Source organism: Streptomonospora mangrovi (genome assembly GCF_027604915.1).
GTDB lineage: Bacteria > Actinomycetota > Actinomycetes > Streptosporangiales > Streptosporangiaceae > Streptomonospora > Streptomonospora mangrovi.
The window spans coordinates 112783-138943 of record NZ_JAJAQC010000008.1 but is presented as its reverse complement, the minus strand read 5'-3'; the positions used below and the strand labels follow the sequence as shown (position 1 = coordinate 138943).

General features: G+C 74.0%; 18 protein-coding genes. 3 read left to right on the top strand and 15 right to left on the bottom strand.

Annotated elements, in window-relative coordinates; translation table 11 throughout:
- Positions 1-19: 19 nt before the first annotated feature.
- The 11 genes from arfA to LG943_RS06795 form a co-directional block, all read right to left on the bottom strand.
- The gene (gene arfA, locus LG943_RS06845) at positions 20-1534 is read right to left on the bottom strand and encodes an arabinosylfuranosidase ArfA (protein WP_270071336.1); all 1515 of its coding nucleotides are present in this window, start codon (positions 1532-1534) and stop codon (positions 20-22) included.
- 187 nt (positions 1535-1721) lie between these two features.
- On the bottom strand, positions 1722-2801 hold the full coding sequence (locus tag LG943_RS06840; RefSeq protein ID WP_270071335.1) for an arabinan endo-1,5-alpha-L-arabinosidase: 1080 nt from the start codon (positions 2799-2801) through the stop codon (positions 1722-1724).
- A gap of 49 nt (positions 2802-2850) precedes the next feature.
- Positions 2851-3753, bottom strand: a complete 903-nt coding sequence (locus LG943_RS06835; protein WP_408648554.1) for a carbohydrate ABC transporter permease — start codon at positions 3751-3753, stop codon at positions 2851-2853.
- On the bottom strand, positions 3750-4715 hold the full coding sequence (locus tag LG943_RS06830; RefSeq protein ID WP_270071334.1) for a carbohydrate ABC transporter permease: 966 nt from the start codon (positions 4713-4715) through the stop codon (positions 3750-3752). The genes LG943_RS06835 and LG943_RS06830 overlap by 4 nt, the downstream gene beginning before the upstream one ends.
- A 35-nt stretch (positions 4716-4750) precedes the next feature.
- Positions 4751-6058 carry an ABC transporter substrate-binding protein gene (locus LG943_RS06825; protein WP_270071333.1) on the bottom strand — a complete coding sequence of 436 codons (1308 nt, stop codon included), beginning with the start codon at positions 6056-6058 and terminating at the stop codon, positions 4751-4753.
- A 260-nt stretch (positions 6059-6318) separates the two neighbouring features.
- Positions 6319-7677 (bottom strand): L-fucose/L-arabinose isomerase family protein, encoded by a 1359-nt coding sequence (locus LG943_RS06820; protein ID WP_270071411.1) that lies wholly within the window; start codon positions 7675-7677, stop codon positions 6319-6321.
- 35 nt (positions 7678-7712) lie between these two features.
- Complete coding sequence (locus tag LG943_RS06815; protein WP_270071332.1) at positions 7713-8423, bottom strand: L-ribulose-5-phosphate 4-epimerase; 711 nt, start codon at positions 8421-8423, stop codon at positions 7713-7715.
- Between the two features lie 8 nt (positions 8424-8431).
- The gene (gene araB / locus LG943_RS06810) at positions 8432-10105 is read right to left on the bottom strand and encodes a ribulokinase (RefSeq protein ID WP_270071331.1); all 1674 of its coding nucleotides are present in this window, start codon (positions 10103-10105) and stop codon (positions 8432-8434) included.
- Positions 10106-10419: 314 nt separating this feature from the next.
- Positions 10420-11448, bottom strand: a complete 1029-nt coding sequence (locus tag LG943_RS06805; RefSeq protein WP_270071330.1) for a LacI family DNA-binding transcriptional regulator — start codon at positions 11446-11448, stop codon at positions 10420-10422.
- 320 nt (positions 11449-11768) lie between these two features.
- Positions 11769-13472, bottom strand: coding sequence for a protein kinase domain-containing protein (locus LG943_RS06800; RefSeq protein ID WP_270071329.1), 1704 nt, complete (start codon positions 13470-13472; stop codon positions 11769-11771).
- A 250-nt stretch (positions 13473-13722) separates the two neighbouring features.
- Positions 13723-14499, bottom strand: a complete 777-nt coding sequence (locus LG943_RS06795; protein ID WP_270071328.1) for a putative protein N(5)-glutamine methyltransferase — start codon at positions 14497-14499, stop codon at positions 13723-13725.
- 603 nt (positions 14500-15102) lie between these two features.
- On the opposite strand from LG943_RS06795, the gene LG943_RS06790 reads away from it, so the two are divergent.
- Positions 15103-15702: a hypothetical protein gene (locus LG943_RS06790; protein ID WP_270071327.1), complete on the top strand. Its 600-nt coding sequence runs from the start codon at positions 15103-15105 to the stop codon at positions 15700-15702.
- A gap of 24 nt (positions 15703-15726) precedes the next feature.
- On the opposite strand, the gene LG943_RS06785 is transcribed toward LG943_RS06790, so the two are convergent.
- The 3 genes from LG943_RS06785 to ppdK form a co-directional block, all read right to left on the bottom strand.
- Positions 15727-17052, bottom strand: a complete 1326-nt coding sequence (locus LG943_RS06785) for a deoxyguanosinetriphosphate triphosphohydrolase (protein WP_270071326.1) — start codon at positions 17050-17052, stop codon at positions 15727-15729.
- 79 nt (positions 17053-17131) lie between these two features.
- Positions 17132-18403 (bottom strand): YdcF family protein, encoded by a 1272-nt coding sequence (locus LG943_RS06780; RefSeq protein ID WP_333486330.1) that lies wholly within the window; start codon positions 18401-18403, stop codon positions 17132-17134.
- Between the two features lie 426 nt (positions 18404-18829).
- Positions 18830-21508, bottom strand: a complete 2679-nt coding sequence (gene ppdK / locus LG943_RS06775; RefSeq protein WP_270071325.1) for a pyruvate, phosphate dikinase — start codon at positions 21506-21508, stop codon at positions 18830-18832.
- A gap of 401 nt (positions 21509-21909) precedes the next feature.
- Between ppdK and LG943_RS06770 the strand changes: the two genes are divergently transcribed.
- Both LG943_RS06770 and trhA read left to right on the top strand, forming a co-directional pair.
- Positions 21910-23268 (top strand): DUF2252 domain-containing protein, encoded by a 1359-nt coding sequence (locus LG943_RS06770; protein ID WP_270071324.1) that lies wholly within the window; start codon positions 21910-21912, stop codon positions 23266-23268.
- Between the two features lie 309 nt (positions 23269-23577).
- Complete coding sequence (gene trhA / locus LG943_RS06765) at positions 23578-24234, top strand: PAQR family membrane homeostasis protein TrhA (protein ID WP_270071409.1); 657 nt, start codon at positions 23578-23580, stop codon at positions 24232-24234.
- A 388-nt stretch (positions 24235-24622) separates the two neighbouring features.
- Here trhA and LG943_RS06760 read toward each other — a convergent pair whose 3' ends face one another.
- A complete protein-coding gene (locus LG943_RS06760) occupies positions 24623-26014 on the bottom strand; it encodes a glycine--tRNA ligase (protein ID WP_270071323.1) in 1392 nt (463 codons plus the stop codon).
- Positions 26015-26161 lie beyond the last annotated feature (147 nt).

Sequence of the window (26161 nt, the reverse complement as noted above, 5' to 3'; positions counted from 1 at the left end):
GGGGGAGGGTGCGCGCGGGTCAGGCCCGGGGGACCTCCAGGCTGAGGACGGTCCAGGAGACCGGCGGCAGCACCACGCTCAGCCGGCCCTCGGCCAGGGTCACGTCCTTGTTGTCGGCGGGGACCACGCGGTCGGGCCGCTCGGCGGTGTTGACCGCGTAGACGTCGCGGTCGTGCAGGGTGCGGCAGGAGACGACGCGCTCGGCGGCCAGGCCGCGCAGGTCGACCTCCAAGGTCACGGGCTCGGCCACGTCCCGGTTGACGACGAAGACGGCGGCCCGCCCGTGCTCGGGGTCGTGGGTGGCCACGGCGTCCACGACCGGCACCGGCCCGTAGCGGGCGGTCTCGCGCAGCGGGCTCTGCGGCTCCACGCGCAGCACGGTCCCGGCGGCGGTGGCGGCGGTCAGGGCGAAGGGGTGGAACGTGGTCTGGCGCCAGGCCGGGCCGCCGGGCTCGGTCATGATGGGCGCGATGACGTTGACGAGCTGGGCCAGGCTGGCGGCGGTCACCCGGTCGCTGTGCCGCAGCAGGGAGATCAGCAGGCCGCCCACCACCACCGCGTCGGCGAGGTGGTAGCGGTCCTCGATGACGCGCGGCGCCGTGGGCCAGTCGGTGCGGGGCTCGGCGGCCTGGTGGCGGCTGAGGTACCACACGTTCCACTCGTCGAAGGAGAGGTTGATGCGCTTGGTGGCGCCCAGGCGGGCGCGCACCGCGTCGGCGGTGGCCACGACCGACTCGATGAAGTGGTCCATGTCGGTGGCCGAGGCCAGGAAGCCGGCGAGGTCGCCGTCGTGCTCCTCGTAGTAGGCGTGCAGGGAGATGTAGTCGACCAGGTCATAGGTCTGCTCCAGCACCTCGGCCTCCCAGGCGCCGAAGGTGGGCATGGACGACCCGGAGCTGCCGCAGGCCACCAGTTCGAGGCCGGGGTCGCTCATGCGCATGGCGCGGGCGACCTCGGCGGCCAGCCGCCCGTACTCGCGGGCGGTCTTGTGCCCGATCTGCCAGGGGCCGTCCATCTCGTTGCCCAGGCACCACATGCGGATGGCGTGGGGCTCGGGGTGGCCGTTGGCGGCGCGCCGGTCCGACAGCGCGGTGCCGCCGGGGTGGTTGGCGTACTCCAGCAGGTCCAGGGCCTCCTGGAGGCCGCGGGTGCCCAGGTTGACCGCCATCATCGGCTCGATGCCCATGCGGCGGGTCCAGGTGACGAACTCGTCCAGGCCGAACTGGTTGGTCTCGGTGCTGTGCCAGGCCAGGTCGCGGCGCACCGGCCGCCGGTCCTTGGGGCCGACCCCGTCCTCCCAGCGGTAGCCGGAGACGAAGTTGCCGCCGGGGTAGCGCACGGTGGTCACGCCCAGTTCGCGGACGAGGTCGGCGACGTCGGTGCGGAACCCGTCGGCGTCGGCGGCGGGGTGGCCGGGCTCGTAGATGCCGGTGTAGACGCAGCGGCCCATGTGCTCCACGAACGAGCCGAAGGTGCGGCGGTGGACGGGTGCGACGCGGAAGGCGGGGTCGAGGGTCATCGACGCGGTCAGCATGGGCGGTGCTCCCCCTGGGGTCGGTGGCGGCGCGGTGGCCGGTGGTGCGGGTGCCGGGTGCGGTCGGTGGCGGTGCGGGCGGTGGTGGTGCAGGCGGTGGCGATCGGGTCGGTGGCGGTCGGTCGCGGTGGTGCGGCCGGTGGGGTGCGCCCGGCGCGGGCGCCGGGCGCACCCGGTCTGGGGCCGGTCAGCCCATCGGCGCGGGCCAGCCGCCGGACCAGCCGATCTGGTCGATCTCCAGGCGGAAGTCGCCGGGCGTGCCGTAGGGGCCGTAGGAGTGGTAGGCCATCCGGCTCAGCGACAGCGACTGGCCGCCGGCGGCCACGGAGTCGCCGCGGGCGGCGCGGATGACGGTGCCGCCGCCCTGGAGCATGGGCCGGCCGGCGCGGTCGACGTAGGGCCCGGTGACGCTGGTGGAGCGCCCCACGGCGATGCGGTAGGTGCTGTCCAGGCCGGCGCAGCACCGGCCCAGCGACACGAACAGGTAGAAGTAGCCGGCGCGGTGGACGATGTAGGGCGCCTCCACGGCGTTGCCGTCGGGGTGCCCGGCGGCCAGCCGCAGCGGCGCGCCCTGCCCGGCGGCGGGCTTGCCGCTGGGCCACTCCAGGCGCACCATGCGGATGCCGCTCCAGAACGACCCGAACGCCATCCACGGGGTGCCCGAGGCGTCCTCGACGATCCCCGGGTCGATGGCGTTGAAGTCGCTTGAGGTGGTGCTCTCGTAGACCTTGCCGCGGTCGACCCACCGGTAGTCGGGGTCGGCCGGGTCCAGCGTGGTGTTGGTGGCCAGCCCGATCACCGACCGGTTGGAGCCGAACGTGGAGGCGGAGTAGTAGAGGTAGTAGGTGCCGTCGTTCTCGTAGACCTCGGGCGCCCACAGGTTGGTCACGCCGGGCACCTCGCGGGCCAGCCAGGCGGGCTTGGTGGTCCAGACGTGGCCGGCCGGGCGCCAGTCGGTGCCGTTGGCCGAGCGGTGGACGGTGATGTTGCCGTCGGCCACGGCGGCGTCGCCGGTGCCGAAGACGAACCAGTCGCGGCCGCCGCCCCCGGTCACCAGCGCGGGGTCGTGCACGGCGACGTTGGTGGGCGCGGCGGCGGGCGCGGTGTCGGCGGCGGCCGGGGCGGCCGTCAGCACCAGCAGGGCCGCGGCGGCGAGCGCGGCCGCCCGCGCGCGCAATCCGGCGCGCGGCTGAGCCGGCGGGGTCGGCGGGGTCGGCGGCGGTGGGGGCGCGGCGGCGCGCCCGGGGGTCGCAGCGGTGGTGGACATGTGGGGGACTCCTCTGGTCGTGAACGGGGGCACGGTCGAGGTCGGAGGGTTACTTGAGCCCGGCGTCGGTGACGCCGCGCACCACGTGGCGCTGGAAGAGCAGGAAGACGGCGACGAGCGGGAGCGCGCCGAGCACGGCGGCGGCCATCTCCTGGGCGTACTGGATGCCGTAGGAGCCCTGGACGGTGCCCAGGCCCACCGGCACGGTCATCAGGGCGGGGTCGGCGGTGGCCACGAAGGGCCACAGGAAGTTGTTCCACGCCTGGACGAAGGTGAAGATCCCGACGGCGGCCAGCACCGGGCCCGACATCGGCACCACCACGCTCCACAGCACCCGCAGGTGCCCGGCACCGTCGAGGCGGGCGGCCTCCTCGTAGTCGCGCGGGATGGCGTCGAAGAACCGCTTGAGGATGAACACCATCACCGGCGCCACCACCTGCGGCAGGGCCACGCCCCAGTAGGTGTCGACCATGCCCAGCACGCTCATCTGGTCGAACAGCGGCACGATCAGCGCCTGGGGCGGCACCAGGATGCCCGCGACGAACAGCGCGAACAGCCAGGCGCGCCCGGGGAACTCGGTCTTGGAGAAGGCGTAGGCGGCCAGCACGCACACCACCAGCGTCAACGCGGTGACCAGCACCGACACCACCACGCTGTTGAGCAGCCAGCGCTGGAGGTCGCCGCGTTCGATCACCGCCTGGTAGGCGGCGAAGGTGGGTTCCAGCGGCAGCCAGCGCAGCGGCACGGCGGTGGTCTCGGCCTCGGGCTTGAGCGAGGTCAGCACCGCCCACACCAGCGGCATCAGCCACACCACCGCCAGGAACACCCCCAGCACGGCGGCGAGCACGCCTCCGGGCGTGGGCCGGGGCAGGCGCCGGGGCCGGGCGGCGGCGGGCGGGGGGCCGGTGGGCGCGGTGCGCGGTGGGCGGGGGGTGCGGGTCGCGGCGCTCATGCCGTCTCCCCCTTTCGCGAGAACAGGCGGAACTGGACGAGCGAGACCGCGACGATCACGGCGAACAGCAGGTAGGAGATGGCGGAGGCGTAGCCGACCCGCAGGCCGGTGAACCCGGCCTCGAAGATGTAGCCGATGGCGGGCCGGGCGGCGTAGCCGGGTCCGCCCGAGCCGTTGGTCATGATGTACGCCTGGTCGAACAGCTTCAGCGACGCCACGATCTGGAGCAGCACGATGAGCCCGGTGGTGCGGCGCAGCAGCGGCAGGGTGATCCGGGTGAACCGCTGCCAGGGCCCGGCGCCGTCGAGGGCCGCCGCCTCGTAGACGTAGGAGGGGATGCCCTGGAGTGCGGCCAGGTAGAGCAGGAAGTTGAAGCCCACCGTCCACCACACGGTGGTGATGGCGATCGCGGCGAGCACGGTGTTCTGGTCGGTCAGCCAGGCGACCTCGGCCAGGCCGGCGGCGGTGAGCAGGCCGTTGACCATGCCGAACCCGGGCTGGTACATCCACTCCCAGATCAGCGCGACCACGGCCACCGGAAGCAGGAACGGCGCGAAGTAGGACAGCCGCAGGAACCACCCGAGCCCGGCGGCGGCGCGGTTGGTCAGCAGCGCCATGGCCAGGGCGATCGCCACCAGCGGCGGGGTGCTGATGGCGGTGAACACCAGGGTGGTCCAGAGCGACTGCCAGACTGCGGAGTCGCCCAGCATCTCCCGCCAGTTGGCGAGGCCGACGAAGTCCGCGCCGGGGCTGGCCAGGCTGCGGTCGGTGAAGCTCGTCCACAGCCCGGCCAGCATGGGCCACACCAAGAAGACGGCGAACAGGGCGGCGAAGGGCAGGACGAACCAGAGCCCGGCCAGGGAGGCGCGGCGCCGCCCCGGGCGGGCGGGGCGCGCGGGCCGGGGCGCGGGCGCGGCGGCCGGCGCTCCGGCGGCGCGGCCGGTCGCGGTGGACGGGGACATCTCACGCTCCGAGGGGGTCGGCGGGGCGGGCACGGTCACACCGGCTCAGGGGTGTCGAGGAGCTTGCGCGCGGCGGCCTTGAACAGCTCCAGGGCGGTCTCGGGGGTGACCGAGCCGTTGTGCACGCCGCTCATGACCGCGTTGGCCTCGTTCTGGAGGGGGGCGGCGGAGCCGCTGAACCACGCCTCGGGGTCGAACTGCACGTCGGCGGCGGCGTGCCGGTACTCCGACTGCGGTTCCAGGGCGGCGTAGTCGTCGCCGCGGGTCACCGGCAGGTAGGCGGGGGTGTGGCCGCCGCCGGCCCACGTGATGCTGTGCTTGAGCATCCAGGCGGCGTACTCCACGGCGGCGGCCACGGCGGCGTCGTCGGGCGCGCGGCGGTGCGGCAGCACGAAGCAGTGGGAGTCGCCCTGGCCCAGTTCCGCGCCGTAGACGTCGGGGAAGGGCCGCATGCCGAAGTCCATGCCGGCATCGGCGAAGGTGGCGATCTCCCAGTTGCCGGCCCACATCAGGCCGCAGATGCCGTTCTGGAAGTTGGCGGGGGTGCCGGGGGCGTCCGACGCCTTGGGCGCCAGGCCCTCGGCGGAGACGCGGCGCAAAAAGTCCAGGCTGCGCAGCGCCTTGTCGTCGTCCATGACCAGGTCGCCGTCGAAGGTCATCTCGCCGCCGAGCTGGCGGTACAGCGACCAGAACTGCCGCCAGGGCTGGGTGGTGTCCATGGCGATCCCGTACTGGCCGGTGACCTCCCTGACCGCCGCCAGCACGTCGAAGAACGCGTCCTCGCCGCTGGTGGGGGTGAGCGTGCCGTCGGCCTGGAGCACGCCCGCCCGCTCGCAGACCTCGCGGTTGTAGTAGGTGACGACCAGGTGGGTGTCCAGCGGGATGGCGTACAGCTCGCCGTCGACGGTGCACTTGTCCCACACGTTGGCCAGCACGGTGTCGCGGGTGATGCCGTGCTCGGCGAGCAGGTCGGTGGGCACCGGGTCGATGAGGGTGCCCGCGCCCATGCCGCGGATGCGCGAGACGTGCAGGGTGGCGATGTCGAAGGCGCGCCCTCCGGCGGCGCCCATGGCGAACTTGGTGTAGAAGGGGTTGCCCCACAGGAAGGTGGCGGGCTCGAAGTCGATGTCGGGGTGCTCGCGCCGGTAGTCCTCGTGCATCTGGACCATGCGGGCGCCGTCGCCGCCGGTGAACAGGTTCCACTGGCGCAGGCGCCGGCGCCCGCTGAGGACCGTGTCGGCCGGGCCGCAGCCGGCCAGGCCCAGGCCCAGGGCCGCGAGCCCGCCGGCGAGGAACGCGCGGCGGCCCGGTGCGGGGGGCGCGGTGGGGTGGGTGGTGCGCATGGCGACTCCTTCGCGTTGCGCTGCGCTGGGCGGCCTCCCCCGAGGGCCGCGGGCGGTGCGCCGGGCGCCGGTGGCGCGGGGCGCGCGGCCGGGCGACGGGGGCGCCCGGCCCGTGGTCGGTGTGGCGCGCCGGTGCGGCGCGCGCGGTGGTGTCGGCGGTCGGTCGCGGTGGGCGGTGGGGATGGGGATGTGGGGATAAGAGGTGCGGCGGGCGGCCGGTCCTGGGGCCGGGGACCGGCCGCCCCCGCGTCAGGGGGCCGTCAGACCCGCACGTACTCGATTCCGGCCAGCTCGCAGAAGACCGCCCAGTCGGCGGCCGTGCGGCCCAGGTTCATGACCATGTGGTGGGTGCCGCCCGCCCGCAGCCAGGCGTCCATGCAGCCGCGGATCCCGGAGTCGGGGCGGAACTGGCCGTAGGGCATCTCCAGCGCGGGCAGCTCCTGGGAGTCCAGGACCTCGCCCTCGGCCACCACCAGCCGGAACCGCTCGCCGCCCAGCGCGACCAGCGAGGCCAGGGTGGCGGGGCCGGGCTGGATGCGGAACAGCAGCGTGGGCGGGTCGTCCAGGCCGCCGATGCCCAGCGGGCGCTTGATCAGCCGGACCGGCTCGTCGGCGCGGGCGACCTTCCAGTTGCCCTCCCCCATGTGGCTCATGAGGATGGAGTCGGTCGGGAAGTCCATGGCGTACATCTCGGTGAAGTGGCCGTCGCCGGCGAGCCGGTGCCCGGCGTAGACGATCGAGGCGGCCAGCGCGTCGCCCTCGCCGGCGAACCCGTAGCCCTTGGCCATGAGGCTGGAGGCCGCGGCCATCGGCAGCCGGGCGAACCGGCCGTCCTCGCCGATGGCGTCGAAGTGGGTGGAGTAGGCGCCGCAGTCGCGCTCGGTGAGCAGGTGCTCGATGGCCAACTGCATGCGGGCGTGGTCCTCGCGCTCCTCCTTGGACAGCCGCTCGTCCACGGCGAACCGGGCGTCCTCCTCGGCCATCAGCTCGGCCACGGCCGACTCCGGCAGCTCCCCCATGGCCCGGTGCAGCGCGCCCGGCGCGATGACCTCGACCTCGGGGCCGAGCTTGCGCGCCCAGGCGGTCTCGTCGAAGCGGGCGTCGCCCATGCCGTTCATGGCGTAGCCGAAGATCCCCACCCGCAGCCGCTTCCAGGCGGTGACGGCGCGGGCGGCGCGCGCCCAGCGGCCCACGCGCTCGCGGAACGCCTCGCTCGGCCACTCCTCGGTGACCACGGTGAAGGCGCGCCCGGCGCGGACCATGGCGTTGGCGGTGTCCTGCGCGCCGTGGATGCCCTGGTTGTAGGTCATGTCGGCCATGTCCCACTCGGGGGTGACCACCGGGTCGGGCTGGATGTTGGCCAGGCACAGCGGCAGCCGCGCCTCGTGCAGCACCCGGGTGACGCGCAGCGAGGGGCCGTAGGTCAGCATCACCACCAGGACGCCGTCGAGGTCGTCGTTCTCGAAGGCGCGCATGGCCCGCTCGGCGTCGGCGCGGCCCCGCACCGGGTCGGCGACCACGCAGTCGGCGACCTCGGCGAGGCTCTCGGCGACGGCGCGCGCGTACCCGGCCTGGCGGTCGGTGATGCCCGGGATCATGTCGTCGTAGAGGGGCTGCATGATGCCGAGGATCCCGATGCTGGGGAGGCGTTCGCTCACGAGTCGGCTCCTTCTTCCTGGCGCGGGCCGCGCTGGCCGTAGACGTTCTGGTAGCGGTCGTAGAGGGCGTCGATGTGGTGCTGGGGCAGGCGGTCCACGGGGCCGTGCTCGCGCGCCAGGTGCACGGTGCGCGCGACGTCCTCGCACATCACCGCGGCCTTGACGGCGGCCTTGGCGTCCCTGCCGATGGTGAAGACGCCGTGGCCGCGCATGAGCACCGCCGGGGAGCGGTGGCCGGCCAGGGTCGCGGCGATGCCCTTGCCGATGTCGTCGCCGCCGATGAGGGCGAAGGGGCCCACCGGGATGTCGGCGCCGAACTCGTCGGCCATCGCGGTGATGGCGCAGGGGATCGGCTCGCCCCGGGCGGCCCAGGCGGTGGCGTAGGTGCTGTGGGTGTGCACGACCGCGCCGACCTCGGGCATGGCGCGGTAGACGTAGGCGTGGGCGTCGGTGTCGCTGGAGGGGGCGTGCGCCCCCTCCACCGGGGTGCCGTGCAGGTCGCACACCACCATCGACTCGGGGGTGAGGTCGTCGTAGGTGACGCCGCTGGGCTTGATCACCATGAGGTCGGCGCCGGGCACCCGGGCCGAGATGTTCCCGCTGGTCCAGGTGACCAGGTTCCAGCGGATGAGTTCGGCGTGCAGCGCGCAGACCTCGCGGCGCAGGCGGGCCACGGTGTCGGCGTGGTGAGCAGGGATGGCGGTCATGGCGTCCTTCACCGGGTCAGGCTCTCGTTGCGGATGGCGCGCAGGCGGTGCAGCGCGTCGCTGCCGCCGCGGCCGAAGTGGTCGTGCAGGTCGGTGTAGACCTCGAACAGGGCGTCGTAGGCGGCGGCGCGCGCGGGGTCGGGCAGCACGGCGTCGCGGGTGGCGCCGCCCATGGCCGCCGAGGCGGTGCGGATGTCGGGGTAGGCGCCGGCGGCGACGGCGGCGTGGATGGCCGAGCCCAGCGCGGGCGCCTGGTCGGAGTCGGTGACGTGCAGGGGGCGGTTGAGCACGTCGGCGTAGATCTGGAGCACGAACGCGTTGCGCTTGAGGCCGCCGGCCACCGTGAACTCGGTGACGGGCACCCCCGAGGCGGCGAAGGCGTCGAGGATGGTGCGGGTGCCGAAGGCGGTGGACTCCACCAGCGCGCGGTACACCTCCTCGGGGCGGGTGGCCAGGGTGAGGCCGGCGACGACCCCCGAGAGGTGGTGGTCGACCAGGACGGAGCGGTTGCCGCTGTGCCAATCCAGGGCGACGAGCCCGTGGCCGCCGACGGGCTGGCCTGCGGCCTTGCGCGAGAGCAGGTCGTGCACGGAGATCCCCAGGTCGTCGGCCTCGCGCTGGTAGGCGGCGGGCACCAAGCCCTCGGCAAGCCAGCCGAAGATGTCGCCGACCCCGCTCTGGCCGGCCTCGTAGCCCCACAGGCCGGGCACGATGCCGTCGAGGACCGCTCCGCACATGCCGGGGACCTCGGCGAAGGTCTCGGCGTTCATGACGTGGCAGGTGCTGGTGCCCATCACGGCGAGCATGCGGCCGGGCTCCACGGTCTGGGCGGCGGCCGCGGTGACGTGGGCGTCGACGTTGCCCACGGCCACGGTGACGCCCTCGGGCAGGCCCGTGCGGGCGGCGGCGCGGGCGGAGAGCCGGCCGGCGGGCGCCCCGAGCTGGGACAGCGGGTGGGCGATCTTGTCCTCGGCGAACCCGGCGAAGCGGGGGTCCAGGGCCGCGAGGTAGTCGCGGCCGGGCCAGGCGCCGTCCTGGTGGATGCCCTTGTAGCCGGCGGTGCAGACGTTGCGGGTCTCGCGGCCGCACAGCTCCCACACGATCCAGTCGGCGGCCTCGATCCACCGGTCGGCGCGGGCGTAGACCTCAGGGTCCTCGCGCAGGACCTGGAGGCCCTTGGCGAACTCCCACTCGGCGGAGATGCGGCCCCCGTAGCGGGCCAGCCAGGACTCCCCGCGCTCGCGGGCGAGGGCGTTGATGTCGTCGGCCTCGCGCTGGGCGGCGTGGTGCTTCCACAGCTTGGGGTAGGCGTGGGGGCGGTCGGCGAACTCGGGCAGCTCGCACAGCGGGGTGCCGTCGGCGGTGGTGGGCAGGACGGTGCAGGCGGTGAAGTCGGTGCCGATCCCGATGACGCGCTCGGGGGCGACCCCGGCGGCGGCCAGCGCCTTGGGCACGGCGTTGCCGAGCACGGCGCGGTAGTCCTCGGGGATCTGGAGGGCGGTGTCGGGGGGCAGGACGACGCTGGAGGCCCCGGGCAAGGCTGTGGAGACCACGCCGTGCTCGAAGGTGTGCACCGCGCTGGCGAGTTCGGCGCCGTCGCTCACCCGGACGACGACGGCGCGGCCCGAGAGGGTGCCGAAGTCGACGCCGATGACGACGTCCGAGGAATTGTTAGCGCTCACATTCTGAGTCACGGAAGGCTCCACGGGGGGCGAGGGGCGGGCGGGGGCCGGGCGGGTACGCGGGTCGGCGGGTACGGGTGTCGGCGCGGGCGGCGGATCGGGAGGCGGAGGGCCGATGGGTGGTCGCGGGACCGAGCGGGGCGGCGGTCAGGCAGGAGCGCGGACGGAGGGTCGCGGCGGACAGGGCGTCGAAGGGCGGAGCTTCGGAGGGAGTCGCGGCGGGCGGGGGTCGTCTCGGTCGGCGAGTCGAGGGTGCGGGGTGGACGGCGTTGGCGGTGGCGGCCGGGGACTCGGTCGGGCTCAATCAGGGGCGGTCAGGCGCGGGCGGGTGCGGTGCTGGTGCGGGTGACCAGCCGGGCGGGCACGACCCGCCGCGCGGGGGGCGCGGCGGCGCCGTCGCCGGACTCCTCCAGCAGGTCGATGAGCAGCCCGATGCCGCGTCGGCCCACCTCAGTGAAGTCCTGGGCCACGGTGGTCAGCGGCGGGGTGAAGAACGCGGACTCGGGGATGTCGTCGAAGCCGACGACGCTGACGTCCTCGGGCACGCGCACTCCGGCCTCGGCCAGCGCGCGCAGGGTGCCCAGGGCCATCTGGTCGTTGGCGACGAAGACGGCGGTGATGGCGGGGTCGGCGGCCAGGCGCACGCCGATGTCGTAGCCGGACCGGGGCCGCCAGTCGCCGAAGTGCGGCTCGGGGATCTCGGCCCCGGCCTCCTCCAGCGCGCGGCGCCATCCCTCGATGCGGCCCTCGGCCTCCAGCCAGTCGCGCGGGCCACCGATGTGGTGGACCGTGCGGTGGCCGAGGTCGAGCAGGTGCCGGGTCGCGAGGTAGCCGCCGCCGACCTGGTCCACGCAGACCATCGGCACGTCGGGCGCCTCGCCCCCCTCCACGGCCACGACCGGCCGACCGGCGGGCTGGTCGGCCAGGCCCTCGACCACGGCCCGCTTGGGCGCGATGACGACGTAGCCCTCGACCGACTGCTGGGCGAGGTAGTCCATCGCCTCGCGCACGGCCGCCGGGGTGACCGTCTGGAGGGTGACGACGCTGAGGAAGTACCCGTCGGCGCGGGCGGCGTGCTCGATGCCCGCGAGCGTCTGGGCGGGGCCGTAGTGGGTGGTGTCGAAGGCGACGACACCGATGACACCGGTGCGCCGGGTGACCAGCGCCCGCGCCGAGGAGTTGCGGCGGTAGCCCAGTTCCTCGATGGCGGCCTGGACCCGCGCCTGCGTCTCGGCGCGCACGTTGGGGTGCCCGTTGAGCACCCGGGACACGGTCTGGTGGGAGACACCGGCCAACCGCGCGACGTCCGCCATCACCGGACTGCGCCCAGCGGGTACCGGCATGCTCCGCACCGTCCTTGAGGGGTCGCGGGCGCCCGAAGACGCCCGGAGGAGTGTGACGCCGAAGGGGCTGCCACGTGACGTGGGCAACATTGTTAGCGCTAACATTCCCCGCCGTCAAGGGGTGAAGCCCGCGCGACCCCCGGGGGCGGGGAGGGAGTGCCTATCGGGCGGGATGACGTTTCCAATGGATGAGTGGGCATCCGGGAAAGGATTCGGCTCCCTCAGCCGGTGCTCTCGTCCGATCGCGGGCGTGGTGGCGGGGGTGGAAACGGCCGGGGCCGCCAGCCCCCGCTCCCTCAGCCGGCCGGCCGGTCAGCGGGTCAGCCGGTCAGCCGGGCCGCCTGCATGGCGCTGAGCCGCCGGACGTACAGGGCGGTGACGATCGCCGCTGGCAGGACCAGCACCTGCAAGGCCATGTTCCCCCAGAACCAGGGGTCGGGGCCGTAGTACGGCAGGAACTCCGTCCACGGCCACCAGAACAGGGGCCATCCCGCGAAGGTGATGAGCCACATCACCCACCAGGCGTGCAGTATCCCCGCCGGAGCCATCGCGCCGCCGTGGCCGGGCGGGCTGGAGGCGTGCCAGACGTCGTTGGCGATCTGCTTGGGCAGGTACAGGTTGGCCGCGGGGATGAACCAGCCGTACACCGCCATGGCGGGGCTGTAGCGCAGCCGCCCGGGCGCGATCCGCTCGGCGACGCCGCGCGCCCGGGCGAACCAGGCCAGCCAGCAGGCGATCACGCCCGCACCGCTCAGCGCGTGCACGGTCAGCAGACTCAGGTAGCCGTCGCCAAGGTCGTAGTAGCCATCGTTTGGATCCAGCCCTAGGACGTGGTCCAGGAGGAGGAGCTGTGCGACGACGGTGACCGCCGAGCACAGTGTGAACAGCGTGAGCGCGACGTAGACGGCGATCTGGTATCCGGAGGCCGGGTACAGCGGGGGCCGGCCGCGCGCCAGGCGGCGCTCGTTGGCCAGCAGGGGCGGGTGCGTCCCGTGCGGCGGCGCGGCCGGGTGCGGCCCCTGAGGAGGCGCGGGCGCCGGGCGGCCGCCGTCGCCCCTGCCATCGCTGCCGGCGTCGGCGTCGCCACCACCGCCGCCGCCCGGATGGCGCTCCCCGGCCGGGGCCTGGACGGCGGTCAGCGCCAGGGTCCGGCGCTGGGCGATCACCTCGGTGAGCGTCTCGGGCAGCCACCGGGCGTCTGCGGGGGCGTCCCCGGCGGCGGTGAGGGCGGTGAGGTGGTCCAGGATCCGCGCCAGGTCCGGCCGGGCGGCGGGGTCCTTGGCGAGGCAGGCCGCCACCAGGCCGGACAGGGCGTCGGGCACGCCCGAGAGGTCGGGGTCGGCGTGGACCACCCGGTAGGCAACGGCGTGGGCGGGGCCGTGGCCGAACGGACTGCGCCCCGTGGCGGCGAAGGCGAGCACGCAGCCCAGGGAGAACACGTCCGACCCGGTGCCCACCGCTTCGGCGCGGGCCTGCTCGGGGGACATGAACGCGGCGGTGCCCAGTACGGCCGCGCTGTGGGTGTGGCTGGTGGCGTCCAGGGCGCGGGCGATACCGAAGTCGATCAGCCGGGGGCCGTCCTCGGCCAGGATCACGTTGCCGGGCTTGAGGTCGCGGTGGACCAGGCCGCAGTCGTGCACGGCGGCCAGCCCCTCGGCCAGCCCCGCCCCCAGGACCGCGACCGACGCCACGGGCAGCGGGCCGTGGTCGGTGACGGCCTGGTGCAGGGACGGGCCGGGGATGTAGGCGGTGGCCAGCCAGGGCGGGGTGCCGTGGGGGTCGGCGTCGACCACCGGGGCGGTGTAGAACCCGCCGACCTTGCGGGCGGCGTCGATCTCGGCGGCGAAGCGGTGCCGGAAGTGGGCGTCGTCGGCCAGTTCGGGGCGCACGACCTTGATGGCGACCAACCGTCCACCGGGAGAGCGACCCAGGTAGACCTGCCCCATGCCGCCGCCGCCCAGGCGGGCGTGCAGCCGGTAGGGGCCGATGCGGGTGGGATCGCCCGTGTGGAGGGAGTGGGGCATGGCACCGTTTCCGTCAGGGGGGTGGGGGTCGGCGTCATGATCCCAGAGACCGGACCAAAGGCGCGACTGCGCCGATCCCCCACGAGGGCGGCGGGGAGGCAGCCGGGCCGCCGGCGGCGAGCGCGGGGTGGCCGGCACGGGCGGCTCAGCCCACCGGCCCCACGCCCCGCGGCCGTGGCCGGGGCACCGAGGCGGCCGCACACCGGCGCCCAGCCCCGCTCCCGGTGCCCCTCAGCTCGGCGCTCTCACCTCACCGGGCTCGGTGGTTCGGGCGCGTGGCGATGATGACCGTGGCGGCGTACTCCTCCGAGGTGGCGGCCTCCGCTTCCAGGCCGTCGGCGCGGACGATCGCGAGCGCCCGGTCCACCTGGCGGTCGCTCGCCTCCACGAACAACCGGCCGCCCGGCGCCAGCCAGGCCGGTGCCTGTGCCGACACGCGGCGCAGGACCGCCAGGCCGTCCGCGCCGCCGTCCAGGGCGACGCGGGCCTCGTGCTCGCGCGCCTCGGTCGGGAGCACGGCGATGTCTCCGGTCGGCACGTAGGGCACGTTGGCCAGCAGGACGTCCACCCGGCCCCGCAGGGACGCGGGCAGGGCGGCGTAGAGGTCGCCCTGGTGGATCCGCCCGCCGACCGGCTCGACGTTGCGGCGGGCGCACCGCACGGCGGCGGGGTCGACGTCGGCGGCGTGCAGTTCAGTGCCGGGCCGCGCGGCGGCCAGCGCGGCGCCCAGCGCGCCCGAGCCGCAGCACAGGTCCACCACCACCGGTCGGTCGCCCGAGGCGGCCACCGCGCGCTCGACCAGGAACTCGGTCCTGCGGCGCGGCACGAATACCCCGGGGTCGACCAGGATCCGCAGGCCGTGGAACCCCGCCCACCCCACCACGTGCTCCAGCGGCAGCCCGGAGGCGCGCCGCTCGACCAGGGCGCGCAGGTCGCGGGGTGTGCGGACGGCGGCGGCGATCAGCCGCGCCTCGTCCTCGGCGAACACGCATCCGGCGGCGCGCAGGCGCTCGGCGGCAGCGGACACGTCGGCGCCCGTGACGGCGGACTCAACGCCGGTGCCGGAGGAGGGGGAACCGGAAGGCGAGGAAGACGAAGAAGCGGAAGAGGAAGAAGAAGTCGGCATGACGCGGTGGAACCTTCCAGGTGAGACCGGAGGCACTCCCCCGGCGGCCCCCGGCGTCAGCGCTGCCGAGCGGGCCGCACGGCATCGAGGCGGGAGCGCCCTGTCCGTGCAGCGGGAATCGGGCTCACCTCCTCGTATCGGGCGCGCCGTGCGCGCCGCCGTCATCGTGGCGGCCCAGCCTAGCAGTCCGCCCACCGGCGGCCGGGGGACCACCTGCCCAGCGCCCGTCAGCACCGGCCGGTCCGCCTCCAGGGGCGTGATCCGCGGATACGCGCCCTGCCGCGCGCCGCGCCGGGGAGGGACTCCGCACCCGCGCCGCGCTCTGGACCGCCGACGGTCGACGATCGACAGGAAACCCACCCGACTCCCTCCCCGGTCCAGCGGGAACGGTGCCGATCCCTGTCCGGCGCCCCCACCCGCCCCTCCGCTCCCCCGCAGTCCAGGGCTCGGCGTCCACCCCCGGTGAACTAGGGTGAACCGCGACGTGAAAGGACGGTGTCCCCCGTGCTGCCTTTGCCGCCCACCGACGGTGATCTCGTGCTGCGGCCCCCGCGTTCCACCGTGTGGAGGGTGCTCACCAGCGCCGCCGTGATCACGGTGGTCGCCGCCGTGGTCGCGTGGAACAGGGCGGGCTGGGCGGTGGCGCTGGGCGGCGGTCTGCTGCTGCTGGGGCTGGCCGCGGTGCTGGCCGTGCACATGTTCAGGAGCAGCATCGTGCTGACCCCGCACGAGATCGTGGTGACGGGGCTGGGCCGCCCCCGGCGCCGCCCCCGCGCGCAGGCGGCGCACGTGCTGCGCGCGACGCTCGTCGCACCCCGGGGAGGGCCGTACCACAACCTGTTCGTGCTCGACGCCTACGGCCGGCTGCTCATCCGGCTGCACGGCACGCACTACACCTACACCGACCTCGACCGGCTGGTCCGCGCGATGGGGCTGCCGGTGGGCGGACCCGACCGGCCCGTCACCGCCGGAGTGTTCGCCCGGATGTACCCGGGCATCCTGCCGTGGGCCGAGCGGCACCCCTGGGCGGTGGCGTTCACCGCCGGCGGCGCCGTGGTCCTGCTCATCCTCGCCGCCTTCATCAGTGTGACGGTGCTGTGGTGACCCCTCCCCCGCCCTCCGGCCGCCTCAGCCGGCGAGCCGGTCGTGCCAGGCGCGTGCCGCCGTGTCGCTCAGCGAGGCCACCTGGTCGATGACGACCCGCAGCGCCGCGGCGTCGTCGTCGGCCTGCTCGTAGGCGGTGCGGAACGCCGGCTCCAGCGTGGCCGGGGCGCCCAGGCGCACGGCGGCCACCAGTTCGGCGATCAGTTCGCGCTCGCGCGCCTGGTAGGCCACGGCTTCGGAGCGCGCCATCACGTAGTGCGCGGTGAGGGCCTTGAGCAGCGCGCACTCCAGCAGGGTGCGGCGCGGCACGACCAGGTCGGCGGCGTAGCGGGTGATGGGCTCGGCGCCGTGGTCGGCGCGGGTCGCCCGCTCGGCCGAGCGGCAGAACCGGCCGATCAGCTCGCTGGTGAGGTTCTTCAACGCGGCGAGCGAGGCGAGGTCGCCGGTGAAGTCGGCCGGCCAGAACGGCTCGGCCACGAACTCGGCGAACACCTCCTCCAGTTCGGCGGTTCCGGCGTCGCAGTACATCTCGGCGGCGATGGCGCAGACCTGCGCGCGCTCGGCGCGGCTGCGCAGCGCGGGCAGCCGGATCATGCCGGCGTAGAGGGCGTCCTCCAGGTCGTGCACGGAGTAGGCGACGTCGTCGGACCAGTCCATGACCTGGGCCTCGAAGCAGACCGGCGGCACGGCCCCGCCGCCGTCCCCGCCGCCGGGCGCGCCGGCGCGGATCCAGGTGAAGACCGGCAGGTCGTCGGGGTAGCAGTTGAACTTCGCCGTGGCCCCGCCGCCTCCGCCGCGCGGCCAGGGGTACTTGAGGGTGGCGTCAAGGGTGGCCCGGGTGAGGTTGAGCCCGGCGCTGCGCCCGGGCGGCGGCCCGCCGCCCTCGCGGTCCCCGGGGCCGGGGGCGCCGGCGATGACCTTGCCCTCCAGCCGGGTGAGCAGGCGCAGGCTCTGGGCGTTGCCCTCGAAGCCGCCGCAGGCGGCGGCAGCGGCGTCCAGCGCGCGCTCCCCGTTGTGCCCGAACGGCGGATGCCCGAGGTCGTGCGCCAGGCACGCCGCCTCGACCAGGTCGGGGTCGCACCCCAGGGCGGCGCCGAGTTCCCGCCCGATCTGGGCGCACTCCAGGGAGTGGGTCAGCCGGGTGCGCGGGAAGTCGCTCGCGCCGGGCTGTACCACCTGGGTCTTGGCCGCCAGCCGCCGCAGCGCGAAGCTGTGCAGCACCCGGGCGCGGTCGCGCTCGAACGGCCCCCGCGCCCGGTTCTTGGGCGGCTCGCCGGCCCACCGCCGGCGATCCGCCTCGCCGTAGCCGGGCGGCGGGGTCTCCTCGGGGGCGCGCACTGGAATGTCCATCGCCACCGACTCTAGGCAACCCCGGGTGCGCGGGCCGCGTTTTCCGCAGTGACGTCGGCGACCGCGCGGGCCGGCGGCCTCAGGCGGCGTCGACCTCGATGTCGCTGCTGTCGCCGAAGATCCAGTAGTACCAGAGCGACGCGGTCTCGCGGGTGATGTACCAGACCTGGGTCCGGCGCTCCAGCACGGCCGGCCCCGACCGCGCGGGCGACGTGGCGGCCTCGATGCCGAAGTCCTCGGCCATCACGCGCGAGCGCAGGCTGTGCCAGGGGTCGCTGACGATCACGGCGCTGGACCAGCCCTGCTCGGCGTAGACCCGGGCCACCGCGCGCATGCTCTGGAGGGTGTCGTTGCCCTCGTCGACCGCCACCACGTTCTCGGCCGGTACGCCCTGGGCCACGAGCCAGTCGCGGCCCGAGCCCGCCTCGGTGAAGTTGTCGCCGGGCTGGTTGCCGCCCACGGTGACGATCATGGGCGCCACGCCCTCGCGGTAGAGGGTCTCGGCGTGGGCCAGGCGGGCCTCGAAGATGGGCGAGGGGCGGCCGTTGTACTGGCTGGCGCCCAGGACCACGATCGCGTCGGAGGCCGGGCGCTCGTCGGCGCGGGCGGTGTACCAGACCCAGCCCCAGGTGGCCGGCGGGGTCGCGATGGCCACCAGCAGGAGCAGGACGATGATGCGGCCGATGCGCAGCCGCCGCCGGGGCGGCCGGGCCGGGCGCGCCGGGCCGCGTCCGCGCGGGGGCGGCGGGTCGTCGGGCGGAGCGGCGGTGCGCGGGCGCTCCAGGGTGCGGGTGGTGTCGGCGCCGGAGTCGGCGGCCGGGCGCTCGGACCGGCCGCGCCCGCCGGCGGACCCGCCGTGCCGGTCGCCGCCGCCGTCCTCGCGGCCGGCGCCGTACTCCCCGGCGCCGTCCTCCCCGGCGTAGGGGGCGTCGCCGCCGTAGCTCTCGCGGCGGGCGTCGTCCGCGCGGTCGTCGTCCTCCCCCGCGTAGGCGTCGTAGCCGCCGTAGCTCTCGCGGCGGGGGAACGCGCGGCCGTCGCGGGCGGCGGGGTCGTCGGCGCCGAGCACGGGACCCGGCACGCCGCCCGGTGCGCCGGCGGCGCCCTCGGCCCCGGCGCCGGGGGCGGCGGCGCCGGCCGGTTCGGGCAGTTCGTGGTCGGCCCTGGTCAGGGGCTGGGTGCGCGCCTCGGCGCCGCCCACGGGTGTGGCCCCCACCCCGCGGATGTCCAGGGCGGGCTCAGCGTGGTCGCGGCGGACGAAGACGCGGGTGCCCTCGGTATCGGCGTCGGTGTCGACGCCGAGTGACCGGTCCCGCTGCGGTCCGCCCCCGTGGTCGCCCCCCGGTGTCCGCACCTTCACCCCCGCTTCCGATGAATGGACTTGCCCGACGATAGCCGACACCGGTACCGGTGACGGCGGTGTTCGCGGACGTTCGCGGCCGTTTCCGCGGCGCGCCCGCCCCCCGGGCGTGCGGCCGCGGGCACGGGCGCCGCGGCGGTCCCCCGCGCCCTGGTTCCGCACATATTACGGAACGGTCACGGGTGCGCGGTGCGAACGCGGGCGTGCCGCGCGTCACCCGCCGCCGGCCCGGTGCCCGGCCGGGGCTCCCCGCCGGCCCTCCCCCGACTCCCGCCCCCGGCTCCCTCCCCGGCCCCCAACTCTTCGACCCCCGGCACCCTCCCCCGGTTCCGCCCCCGGCGCCCCGACCCCCGGCACGCCGCCGCCCGGCGGCCCGCCGCCGAAGCGGGTCCGCCGGGCGGCCGGGTCGCCGGGCGCGGCTCAGCCGCGCGCGGCCGCGCGGCCCGCCTCCAGGCGGGCGACGGGTACGCGGAACGGCGAGCACGACACGTAGTCCAGCCCCACCCGGTGGAAGAAGTGCACCGACGCCGGGTCGCCCCCGTGCTCGCCGCACACCCCCAGCTTGATGCCGGGCCGGGCGGCGCGCCCCTCGGCCGTGGCGATCTCCACCAGGCGCCCCACGCCCTCCACGTCCAGCGACTCGAACGGCGACACCCCGAACACGCCCTTCTCCAGGTAGGCGGAGAAGAACGACGCCTCCACGTCGTCGCGCGAGAACCCCCACACCGTCTGGGTGAGGTCGTTGGTGCCGAACGAGAAGAACTCCGCGTTGTGCGCGATCTGCCCGGCCGTCAGCGCGGCGCGCGGCAGCTCGATCATCGTGCCGACCGGGAAGTCCAGCTCGACCCCGTACTCCGCGCCGACCTCCCGCAGCACCCGCAGCGACTCCTCGCGGATGATCTCCAGCTCCTGCACCGTGCCCACCAGCGGAATCATGATCTCCGGGCGCGGCCGGCCGCCCTCGCGCAGCCGCTCGGCCGCCGCCTGGGCGATCGCGCGCACCTGCATGGTGAACAGGCCGGGCACCACCAGCCCCAGCCGCACCCCGCGCAGGCCCAGCATGGGGTTCTGCTCGTGCAGCTTGTGCACGGCCTGCAACAGCCGCAGGTCGTTCTCGTGGCGCTCGCCGCGCGCCTCGGCCACCGCCACCCGCACCGACAGCTCGGTGATGTCGGGCAGGAACTCGTGCAGCGGCGGGTCGAGCAGCCGCACGGTCACCGGCAGGCCGTCCATGGCCGCCAGGATCTCGGTGAAGTCGGCGCGCTGCATCGGCAGCAGCGCGTCCAGCGCCTCCTGCTGCTCGGCCTCGGTGTCGGCGAGGATCAGCCGCTCCACGAGCTGGCGGCGGTCGCCCAGGAACATGTGCTCGGTGCGGCACAGCCCCACGCCCTCGGCGCCCATGCGGCGGGCGCGCGCGGCGTCCTCGGCGTTGTCGGCGTTGGCGCGCACCCGCAGCCGCCGGGCGGCGTCGGCGTAGTGCATGATGCGGTCGACCGCGCGGACCAGCTCGTCGGCCTGGTCGGAGGCGGGGTCGATCTCGCCCTCGAAGTAGCGCACGACGGGCGAGGCCACCACCGGCACCTCGCCGAGGTAGACCCGGCCGCTGGTGCCGTCGATGGAGATGACGTCGCCCTCCTCGACCACCTCGCCGCCCGGCGCCACCAGCCGGCGGTTCTTGGTGTCGATGTCCAGCTCCTCGGCGCCGCACACGCACGTCTTGCCCATGCCGCGCGCCACGACGGCGGCGTGGGAGGTCTTGCCGCCCCGGCTGGTGAGGATGCCCTCGGCGGCGATCATCCCCTCCAGGTCGTCGGGGTTGGTCTCGCGCCGGCACAGGATGACCTTCTCGCCGCTGCGCGACCACTTGATGGCGGTGTAGGAGTCGAAGACGGCCTTGCCCACGGCGGCGCCGGGCGAGGCGTTCATGCCCGACCCCAGCACGTGGCCCTGGGCGTCGTCGGCGAAGCGGGGGAACATCAACTGGGCGAGCTGGTCGCCGGTGACCCGGCCGATGGCCTCCTCCAGGGTGATCATGCCCTGGTCGATGAGCTGGTCGGCGATGCGGAACGCCGCCGCGGCGGTGCGCTTGCCCACGCGGGTCTGGAGCATCCACAGCTTGCCGCGCTCGATGGTGAACTCGATGTCGCAGAGGTCGCGGTAGTGGTTCTCCAGCTTCTCCATGATGGCCAGCAGTTGGTCGTAGCCGGCCTTGTCGATGCGCTCCAGGTCGGCCAGCGGCACGGTGTTGCGGATGCCGGCGACCACGTCCTCGCCCTGGGCGTTCTGGAGGTAGTCGCCGTAGACGCCCTGGCGGCCCGAGGCGGGGTCGCGGGTGAAGGCCACGCCGGTGCCGGAGTCCATGCCGAGGTTGCCGAACACCATGGCGCAGACGTTGACGGCCGTGCCCAGGTCGACGGGGATGCGCTCCTGGCGGCGGTAGAGGACGGCGCGCGGGGCGTTCCAGGAGCGGAAGACGGCCTTGATCGCCAGGTCCATCTGCTCGCGGGGGTCGGCGGGGAACTCGCGGCCGGTGTGCTCGGCGACGATCCCCTTGAAGACCTCCACGAGCTTGCGGTGGTCGGCGGCGTCGAGGTCGAGGTCGCTGGTGACCCCCTTCTGCCGCTTGGCCTCGTCGAAGGCGTCCTCGAACAGCTCGCCGTCGATGTCCAGCACGGTCTTGCCGAACATCTGCACGAGCCGGCGGTAGGAGTCCCAGGCGAAGCGGTCGTCGCCGGACTGCGCGGCCAGCCCGAGCACCGACTCGTCGTTGAGGCCGATGTTGAGGACGGTCTCCATCATGCCGGGCATGGAGTACTTGGCGCCGGAGCGCACGCTGACCAGCAGGGGGTCGTCGGGCTGGCCCAGGCGCTTGCCCATGGCCGCCTCCAGGGCGCGCAGCTTCTCCTCGATCTCGGCGTCGAGCCCGTCGGGCATGGCGCCGTTGGCGAGGAAGTGCCGGCACGCCTCGGTGGTGATGGTGAAGCCGGGGGGCACCGGCAGCCCGAGGTTGGTCATCTCGGCGAGGTTGGCCCCCTTCCCGCCGAGCAGGTCCTTGAGGTCCTTGTTGCCCTCGGAGAACTCGTAAACGTACTTGGGCACGGGTGGCTCCCTGCTGTCGAAGGACCTGGACGGCCGCTCCTCCTGGAATGCGCGCGACTTTATCCTTCGGACGCCGTCAAACCTCCCACCCCACCCTACTACCGGAGTTTTCGCAGGTAGAAGCATCAGGAAAGGTCTACACCAATGGTCCACCGTGCGCGCGCCGGCCACCCGGTTCCCCGACCGGCCGCGCGGGCGCCCCGCCGCACGCCCGAGCAGGTGGAGACGGGTGTGGCGGATGTGGCGAACGCGCCCACGGCGGCGCCCCGGCGCACTGGCCCAATCCGCAAGCGCGAAGGGCCGGGCGCCGCCTGGGGGCCGGCCCCGCCGCGCGGTGAACAGCGGGCGGCGGGTGGACCACGCCCGGCCGCCGAGCCCCGCCGCACTGGCATGATCGGCCTATGCCCGACTTCCGCGCGATGCTGAACGACACCTCCCGCCAGTCCCGCCAGGAGCGGATCGTCACGACGCTGGTCGAGGCGTTCTCCGAACTCATGGAGGCCGACCCCGACGCCTTCCGCACCAAGTTCCGCAAGATGGCGGCCGACCCCTTCGCCTTCTACCGGGGCAGCGCCTGCCTGTTCTACGCCGACGTGGCCGGCATCGAGGACCCCTGGGCCGACGACCGGACCTCGCGGGTGTGGATCCAGGGCGACCTGCACGCCGAGAACTTCGGCACCTACATGGACGCCCAGGGCATGCTCATCTTCGACGTCAACGACTTCGACGAGGCCTACCTGGGCCACTTCACCTGGGACGTCAGCCGGTTCGTGGCCAGCGTCGCCCTGCTGGGCCGGCGCAAGGCGCTGTCCGACGACGACATCGACCGCCTGGTGGGGGTCTACGTGCGCGCCTACATCGACCAGGTGCGCCGGTTCGCCGAGCACAGCGGCGACGAGGCGTTCTCGCTGCGCCTGGGCACCACCGAGGGCGCCGTCCACCAGGTGCTGCTGCGCGGCCGGCTGCACACCCGCGTGGCGCTGCTGGACTCCATGACCCGCGTGGAGCACTACGAGCGCCGGTTCCGCGACGAGACCGGCGTGCGGCGGCTGGAGGACGCGGAGTACGAGGCGGTGTGCGCGGCGTTCGACGCCTACCGCGCCACCATCCCCGACGACAAGCGCTACCGCTCCATCGCCTACCGGGTCAAGGACGTGGTGGGCAAGGCGGGGTTCGGCATCGGCAGCGCCGGCCTGCCCGCCTACAACGTGCTCATCGAGGGCTACAGCGAGGCCCTGGACAACGACGTCATCCTGTCGATGAAGCAGGGCAACGTGGCCGCGCCCTCCCGCGTGGTGGACGACGCCGACATCAAGGACTACTTCCTGCACCACGGCCACCGCACCGCCGTGTCCCAACGCGCCCTCCAGGCGCACTCCGACCCCCTGCTGGGCCACACCGAACTGGACGGGACCGGGTACGTGGTCTCCGAACTGTCGCCCTACTCCGCCGACCTGGACTGGAGCGACCTCACCGAGCCCGAGGAGATCGCCCCGGTGCTGGCCTACCTGGGCCGCGCCACGGCCAAGGCCCACTGCGTGTCCGACCGCGACTCCGACCAGTCCCTGGTGCCCTTCCAGACCGAGGAGGCGATCATCAACGTCCTCGACGGCCACGAGGAGGAGTTCGTCTCGTGGAACACCGCCTTCGCCCGCGACTACGCCGAGCAGGCGCGCCAGGACCAGTCGCTGTTCGTGGACGCGTTCCGCAACAACGCCATCCCCATGGTGCGCTCCACCGCCCGCGCGCCGCGCGGCTGACCCGCCAGCCCGGTGCCCCCGGTCTGTGCTCATGGCCTGTGCCCAGAGCCACAGGCGTACGCGCGAGTAACCTACGGTTGCGTAGGTTAGTGTGGCCGTGGGCGCACCGCCCGCCGCGCCGACCGCCGAGCCGTCCGCGCCCGGTGCGCCGTACGGCCGGCGGGCGCACGGGCGCCCGCGCCGAGCCGACCAGCGCTGAAGGAAGAAGGTGCACGGCAGGTGTGCGCACAGCAGTCCGATCCCGGCCGAGGGCAGCCGGAGCGCACGGGCGCCGCCCCGCCGGTCCGCGACCAGCAGGGCGCGCGCGGCATGGCCGCCGACCTGATGGAGGTCGTCAAGCCCCGGCTGCGCGGCTGGCTGCACCTGGGCACGGCCCCACTGGCCCTGGCCGCGGGGATCGTCCTGGTCAGCCTCTCGCCGACCACCCCCGCCCTGGCGGCCAGCGCGGTCTACGCCGTCACCGCGGTCCTGCTGTTCGCGACCTCGGCGGTCTACCACGTGGGCCGCTGGTCGGCGGCGGGCATGGCGGTGCTGCGGCGCATGGACCACGCCAACATCTATCTCATCATCGCGGGCACCTACACCCCGTTCGTGCTGCTGGTCCTGGAGGGCACGCTGCGCACGGCGATGCTCACCCTGATCTGGACCGGCGCCGGGGCGGGGGTGCTGTTCAAGATCTTCTGGGTGAACGCCCCGCGCTGGCTGTCCACGGCGCTCTACCTGGCCATCGGCTGGGTGGCGGTGCTGTTCATCCCCCAGCTCGTCGGCGGCACCCACCCCGCGACCTGGATCCTGGTGCTGGTCGGCGGCGTGCTCTACAGCCTGGGCGCGGTCGTCTACGGCGCCAAGTGGCCCGACCCCGCGCCGCGCTGGTTCGGGTTCCACGAGGTGTTCCACTCGCTGACCATCGCCGCCTACATCTGCCACTACATCGCGGTGTCGTTCGTGGTCTACTCCGCGACCTGACGGCCCGGCCCCGGTGGGGGGCGGCCGGGGCGCTGGAACGCGTTCCGGGCGGCCCCGTCGCGGCGGGCGGCGGACGCCCGTGCGCGGGTGTCCCCGGAGTCACGATTGGCTTACGCGGTCGGACGTTTGGGTCGGAAACCCTCCCCCGGCCCGCCGCCCCCGACTACGGTGAGAACCGGTTCAACCGGAAGTGTGCGTCCGGTTGAACCAGTGAGGCGGCCGGAGACCATCCCCCCGGGTCCGGTCGCCTCTCCGCGTCTTCGGCCCCCCGCGCCCATGCCCCGGGCCGCCTCAGGCCGCCGCCGATGGTGCCGACCGCACCCAACGCGAAGGCCGGGGCGGGACTCCTCCCGCCCCGGCCGGGGCTCTGCTCTGCTCGGGGGCCGGATCAGCAGCCGGGCAGCCGCTCCACCAGGTACATCTCCACCTGGTCCAGCGACACCCGCTCCTGGGACATGGAGTCGCGCTCGCGCACGGTCACCGCGTGGTCCTCAAGGGTGTCGAAGTCGACGGTCACGCAGAACGGCGTGCCGATCTCGTCCTGGCGGCGGTAGCGGCGGCCGATCGCGCCGGCGTCGTCGAACTCCACGTTCCACCGCTTGCGCAGCCGCGCGGCGAGGTCGCGCGCCTTGGGCGAGAGGTCGGCGTTGCGCGACAGCGGCAGCACGGCGGCCTTGACCGGCGCGAGCCGGGGGTCCAGCCGCATCACGGCGCGCTTCTCCAGCTTGCCCTTGGCGTTGGGCGCCTCGTCGACGTTGTAGGCGTCGAGCATGAAGGTCAGCATGGCGCGGTCGACACCGGCCGCCGGCTCGATGACGTAGGGCACGTAGCGCTCGTTGTTCTCCTGGTCGAAGAACGACAGGTCGGTGCCCGACGCCTGGGAGTGGGTGGTCAGGTCGTAGTCGGTGCGGTTGGCGATGCCCTCCAGCTCGCCCCACTCCGAGCCCACGAAGTTGAACCGGTACTCGATGTCGACGGTGCGCTTGGAGTAGTGCGACAGCTTCTCCTGCGGGTGCTCGTAGAGCCGCAGGTTGTCCTTTGAGATGCCCAGGTCGACGTACCACTGCATGCGGGTGTCGATCCAGTACTGGTGCCATTCCTCGTCGTCGCCGGGGCGGACGAAGAACTCCATCTCCATCTGCTCGAACTCGCGGGTGCGGAAGATGAAGTTGCCCGGGGTGATCTCGTTGCGGAAGGACTTGCCGACCTGGCCGATGCCGAACGGGATCTTCTTGCGCGCGCTCTGCTGCACGTTGAGGTAGTTGATGAAGATGCCCTGGGCGGTCTCGGGGCGCAGGAACGCCAGCCCGGACTCGTCGTCCTGGACGGCGCCGAGGTAGGTCCGCAGCATGGCGTTGAACATGCGCGGCTCGGTGAACGACTTCTTCGCGCCGCAGTTGGGGCAGGCGAGGTCGTCCAGGCCGTTCTCGGGCGCGGCGCCGTGCTTCTCCTCGTACGCCTCCAGCAGGTGGTCGGGGCGGAAGCGCTTGTGGCAGGACTGGCACTCGGTGAGGGGGTCCACGAACGCCTTGACGTGGCCCGACGCCTCCCACACCTCGCGGGCCAGGATCACGCTGGAGTCGAGGCCGACGATGTCCTCGCGCTCCTGCACCATCGCGCGCCACCACTGGCGCTTGACGTTGCTCTTCAGCTCCACACCCAAGGGGCCGTAGTCCCAAGAGGCGCGCAGACCCCCGTAGATCTCGCTGGAGGGGTAGACCAGGCCCCGCCGCTTGGCGAGGTTGACCAGGGCGTCCATTGCCTCAGACTTGGCGGCCATAAGCTCTCTCGATTCTCCATCCGGCTGGCGGTCGGTGGATCGCGCAACGTTGTTGATCCGGTGAGTGCCCAGCTTAAGGGACTTCCCGAAGGGCGCGTGCACCATTGGCGATACCCGCGGCGGCCGGTGTCCGGGCGCCGTTTCGCC